The sequence below is a fragment of the Falsiroseomonas sp. E2-1-a4 genome (assembly GCF_051433165.1).
GTDB lineage: Bacteria > Pseudomonadota > Alphaproteobacteria > Acetobacterales > Acetobacteraceae > Falsiroseomonas.
Genome location: NZ_JBHMFS010000051.1, coordinates 1 through 5,286, shown reverse-complemented (window position 1 = coordinate 5,286; position 5,286 = coordinate 1). Strand labels below are relative to the sequence as shown.

Sequence of the window (5,286 nt, the reverse complement as noted above, 5' to 3'; positions counted from 1 at the left end):
TGCGGCGCCCCCCGGACAGATCCGAGCGTGCGCTGCTAACACACTCGGCTCCCACATCGGGTGTTTGACGATGAAACATTGCTGCGGATACTGGTGCTTGACCCTGGCGGGCGGCAGCCACCACGCGGCGATCGGCGCCATTGGTGTCCATGTAACGTAGCCCTTTTAGCTGCGGCGCCCGAGCGCCCGGGTCCAGTGCCAAGTGAAGTAGTGCACGAATGATATTATCGCCTGCGAATTGGTGGGTACCGCGTGATACGCGCGATAGCCGCGCACCACCTGACCGAGCCAGGAGCTATGGCCGAAACTGGGTGACGGCGGTTTGAGAAAGGCGGCGTATCGAGGCGGGTGACGAGCCTGCCAGAACCTCCCGAAGGAGCGATACGCCACGATGAGCCATACCACAGTTATCCCCCTCCGGCGGCCCGACGAGGTCGACGATGCGCTGACAGCGATCCTGAGGAGCGGCGCCCGGCGGCTGCTGGCCAGGCCATCGAGGCGGAAGCCGAGGCGTTCCTGGCGGCGATGAAGGGCGTGGCGCTGCCGGACGGGCGCGAGCGCCTGGTGCGGCACGGGTATGGCCCCGAGCGCCAGGTGCAGACTGGTATCGGCCCGGTCGCGGTGCGGCGGGTGAAGCTGCGCGACCGCAGTCCCGGCGAGCCGGCTGAGCGGATCCGCTTCACCTCGAGTATCCTGCCACGCTGGGCGCGGCGGACGCCGAGCCTGGATGCCCTGCTGCCGGTGCTTTACCTGCGCGGGGTGTCGATGGGTGACTTCCAGGAGGCGCTCGGGGCGCTGCTGGGCAAGGATGCCCCGAACCTGTCGCCGTCGGTGGTCACGCGGCTGCGGGGCGAATGGGTGGCGGACCACGCACGCTGGCAGCGGCGCGACCTGTCGGCTCGGCGCTACGTCTACCTCTGGGCGGATGGTGTCTATCTGCAGGCGCGGATGGAGCCGCAGGCCGAGTGCATGCTGGTGCTGATCGGCGCCACGCCGGAGGGCAGGAAGGAACTGGTCGGCTTCCAGGTCGGCCTGCGCGAGAGCATGCAGAGCTGGCGGGAGTTGCTGGTCGACCTCAAGGCGCGTGGCCTGGCGATCGCCCCGGAACTGGCCACCGGCGACGGGGCGCTCGGCTTCTGGAAGGCGCTCGAGCAGGTCTGGCCCACGACCCGGCATCAGCGCTGTACCGTGCACAAGACGGTCAACGTGCTGGACAAGTTGCCGAAGTCGGTCCAGCCAGCGGCCAAGGCCGACCTGCGCGAGGTCTGGATGGCGCCGGACCGCGCGACGGCCGAAGCGGCGATCACCACCTTCGTCGAGAAGTACGGGGCCAAATACGAGAAGGCGGCCACCTGCCTGCTGAAGGAGCGCAACGCCCTGCTGACCTTCTACGACTTCCCCGCCGAGCACTGGGATCACCTGCGCACCTCGAACCCGATCGAGAGCGTGTTCGCCACTTTGCGGCATCGGACGGTGAGGACCAAGGGGGCGCTGTCGCAGGACACCGCCCGACTGATGGTGTTCAAGCTGGTCATGGCCGCCGCCAAGACTTGGCACAAGCTGAAGGGCGAGAACCAGTTGCCCAAAGTCATCCAAGGCGTCACGTTCAAGAACGGCGTGGAGGTCAGCAACACGCCAGCACAACACGCCGCCTGATCACGGCGTCACCCAGATTCCAGCATAGCTCCCGAGCCAGCACCCCTGCTCGGACACCGGCAGGTGACGCAGATTGTGAGACGCGTCTCACGAGCGCCAGAGAAGGTTGGAATCCGGTTCCCACCGCTGCAGCGAAGGGCGCCAGCGCGCCGTCTGGCCGAGGAATTCGTCCGGCCAGAGCTTTGGAACTAGCGCGCCTCCGGGCACCACTTCGCCTCAGCGTCCAGTGGCAGCACCGGGCGTGGCAACTTCGTCCAGGCAAATCTAGAAAGGATCGGCGAGGTAAGGCCAGGCGCATCGACCTCGCAAATCTGGTCATGGCCGAAAAATTCGTCGAAGCCGCCCCGGAAATGGCCGCGCGATTTCACCACCACACAGCGCGCCGCGCCGATGTCCAGTCCGAGATGCTCCAGGAAGGCCGGGTCGGCGCATTGCGTGCGGATCGAGATGACGACGACCATGATGCCGCCGACCCGCAATGCCGCCGTGGCGCCCAGCGTCATCGCCGTGCCGCCGTAAATGCCACGCCGGCCAGTAACCCGGCCATCGGACAGCGCCACCACTTCCGCTGCAGCCGTGAAGCGATGGCTGAAGCTGTCATCTTCCGTCAACGTGCCTTGCGGGCGGTTGAAATGGGCCGTGAAACGCGCGCCCTGGCCAAGGGCATGCGCTTCCGCCGCCAGCAGAGGGTCATGGATCACGCCGATGATGCAACCCTGCACGTCGGCCTTGTGAAACGCCTCCAGTATGAACATCGTATTGCCGCGCGCGCCGCCGCCAGGATTGTCCGCGACATCGGCGAAGGCGAGCTTCTTTTCAGAATCCCTCGCAAGGCCCGTCGCATCTTCCAAGGACGTCAGTTTGGCGATGAAACGTTCGCGGCGATCCCACGCGGCGCTCGCGAGACGCGTGGCCAGCGCATCGGCGGCGTCCTGTTCCGTCGCCGTCACCACCATCGCCATGCCGTTGAACGGCGTATCGCCATAGGCGAAGCCGCCCATGACGGTAACATTGATGATCCGCGCATCCTGCGCCGCCCAGTCCTGGCCAAGATCGATCAATTCGGCATACGGCCCCTGCGCGGTCAGCATCGAGACGGTGGGCGCCACGATCGGCAGCCGCCGCAGCGCGCGGAAAGCGGGCATCCCGGCGATCAGCCGGCGCAACACCTGCGCGCTTTCCGCGCCACACTCGCGCATGTCGAGATGCGGATTGGTACGATAGCCGATGAAGGCATCGCAATCGCGCACCATGTCGTCAGATACATTGCCATGCAGGTCGTAGCTGCACACCACTGGCACGCCCGGACCTAGGATTTCGCGGACGAGCGCCTGCAACGCGCCCTCCGGATCGTCCAGTTCCGTGGTCAGGCCGGCGCCATGCAACACGCAATAGACGCCATCGAGCTGGCCGCGCAGCGCCTGCAACCCGTCCCGCCAGATCGCCATCATGGCGTCGAAGGCGGGTTGCTCCACCGGCCCGTTCGGCTCCGCCATGGCGAGCAGAATGCCATGTGGCGTCCACGGCCGGGCGGCATCCATATCGGCGACGAAGCCGGGCATCTCGGCCAGCGCCATCGGCACGGCGCTGCGGGCGTCGCGCACCACATCCTCGCCCACCAGCCAGCAGCGCGTTTCGAAATCTCGCTGCGTCGCGGCCGGTGCGAAGCGGTTGCATTCAATGGAAAAACCCAGCAGCGCGATACGCATCAGCCGAGTTCCTGCTGAACGAGATTGACCCAAAGTGCCACGCCATGCGGCAGCGCGGCATCGTTGAAATCATAATGCGAGGAATGCAGCGCATGCACCGTGCCATCCGGCGCCGCCCCGGCGCCGAGGAAGACGAAGGCGCCCGGCTTGGCCCTGAGCATGAAGGAGAAATCCTCGCCACCGGTGACAGGCGGCGTGTCCACATCCACCCCCGAATCCCCGGCCACACCGCGCGCGGCGGCGGCGAGGACATCGGTGCCTTCCGCATGATTGATCAGCGGAATCGCGTTCCACCAGAGCTTCACTTCCGCCGTGGCGCCCTGCATTGCCGCAGCATGGTCTGCCAATTCGCGGATGCGGCGTTCCAGCAGATCCTGCATCGCCGGATTGAAGGCGCGCATGGTGCCGCCGACCACCAGCTCGGAGGGCATGACGTTCAGTGATTCGCGCGACCCGGCGACGATATGACCGGCGCTGACCACCACGCTTTCCAGCGCCGGCACGTTGCGGCTGACGATACCTTGCAAGGCCTGGAGGTAGATCGCCTGCGCCAGCAGCAAATCATGCGCCAGATGCGGCGAGTTGCCGCCATGCCCGCCAGTGCCGCGAAATGTCACCAGCCAGCGGCCCGAACCCGCCATCAACGGACCCTCGCGCAGCGCAAAATGGCCGAGCGGGATCCCGGGCATGTTGTGCATGCCATAGACCGCATTGCACGGGAATCGCTCGAACAGCCCATCCTCGATCATAGCCGGCGCGCCGCCGCGGCCCTCCTCGGCGGGCTGGAAGATGAATTGGACGGTGCCGGCGAAATCCGGATCTTCCGCCAGGACCTGCGCGGCGCCGAGCAGCATGGCGGTGTGCCCGTCATGCCCGCAGGCATGCATCCGCCCCATCGAAGTGGAGGCATAGGGCAGACCGGTCTGTTCGGTCAGGGCCAGCGCGTCCATATCCGCGCGCAGCCCGATGGCGCCCTGGCCGGGCCGCCTGCCACGCAGCGTGCCGACCACGCCGGTGCGACCGACACCTTCCACCGTTTCGATCCCCATGGCGCGCAGGCGCGCGGCGACCAGGGCGGCGGTGCGGGTTTCCTCCATGCCGAGTTCCGGATGCGCGTGGATATCCTGGCGCAGCGCGACAAGTTCGGGCAGGTGGCGGTCGATCCGAGCATGTAACGCGTCCTTGTCCATGGTTTCGCTCCTTGTCCACTTCCTGTTGCAGTATCCGCCGGCGACCGCGAAGCGCCAAGCCAAGGCGCCGGCTTGACGCAGGCAGCAGGCAACACCTAGCGGATTGGCGCGGTTGAGGTGGCAAGGCAGGAGGCAGCCTGATCCAGGAAGGAAGCGGGCCATGCCGAGGATCGAGTTCGATGGCTACCCGATCGCCTATGCTGAGGCAGACCGAGGCACGCCGCTGTTGCTGGTGCAGGGTGGCCGGCAATTGGCATGAGCATGGCACTTTCACCATCGGCCGACATGTCGCCGATGTCGCAGGCTTGATCGAGACGCTGGGCGTCGGGGCGGTGCATCTGCTCGGCCATTCGCGCGGCGGCCATGTTGCCTTCCGCGTCGCCGAGCGCCATCCGGCACTGCTCGCGCGCTGGTGCTGGCGGAACCGGGGCAACCCATGGACTGAGCCACGACAATGCGGCAGATTTCACCCACGCCGTGCTTAAGTTCTCGGCTGGGCGGTGCGAATGCGCTTGATAGATGCGGCCAAGCCTTCTGAGCAGATCGTTTTATCAAAACGCAATCAGCCGACCGATTTATCCGCCGGAGTGCGCTGCCAGGCCGACCCCGCCTAGATGTACGGGCGTCTGCCCTGGGCACAGCTAAACAATCTGGGACAAGGTTGATGGGGCGCTGGCGGACAGCGAAGCCCCGCATTCCACAAGATCGGCCGGTCGCGGCCGGTCACGGCC

General features: G+C 66.4%; 3 protein-coding genes and 1 pseudogene. 2 read left to right on the top strand and 2 right to left on the bottom strand.

Annotated elements, in window-relative coordinates:
• Positions 1-391 precede the first annotated feature (391 nt).
• Positions 392-1,656: pseudogene (locus tag ACFHNC_RS24460) on the top strand (IS256 family transposase).
• A 188-nt stretch (positions 1,657-1,844) separates the two neighbouring features.
• Here the strand turns inward: ACFHNC_RS24460 and ACFHNC_RS24455 are convergent.
• Both ACFHNC_RS24455 and ACFHNC_RS24450 read right to left on the bottom strand, forming a co-directional pair.
• A complete protein-coding gene (locus ACFHNC_RS24455; protein ID WP_437171846.1) occupies positions 1,845-3,365 on the bottom strand; it encodes a M81 family metallopeptidase in 1,521 nt (506 codons plus the stop codon).
• Positions 3,365-4,555 carry a M20 aminoacylase family protein gene (locus ACFHNC_RS24450; RefSeq protein WP_437171845.1) on the bottom strand — a complete coding sequence of 397 codons (1,191 nt, stop codon included), beginning with the start codon at positions 4,553-4,555 and terminating at the stop codon, positions 3,365-3,367. Before ACFHNC_RS24450 ends, ACFHNC_RS24455 begins: the two co-directional genes overlap by 1 nt.
• Positions 4,556-4,794: 239 nt before the next feature.
• Between ACFHNC_RS24450 and ACFHNC_RS24445 the strand changes: the two genes are divergently transcribed.
• The gene (locus tag ACFHNC_RS24445) at positions 4,795-5,040 is read left to right on the top strand and encodes an alpha/beta fold hydrolase (RefSeq protein ID WP_437171844.1); all 246 of its coding nucleotides are present in this window, start codon (positions 4,795-4,797) and stop codon (positions 5,038-5,040) included.
• Positions 5,041-5,286: the final 246 nt, after the last annotated feature.

What these genes read in the sequence shown, in the direction of transcription:
- ACFHNC_RS24455 (WP_437171846.1), bottom strand. Translation starts at nt 3,365, where the DNA reads ATGCGTATCGCGCTGCTGGGTTTTTCCATTGAATGCAACCGCTTCGCA.
- ACFHNC_RS24450 (WP_437171845.1), bottom strand. Translation starts at nt 4,555, where the DNA reads ATGGACAAGGACGCGTTACATGCTCGGATCGACCGCCACCTGCCCGAA.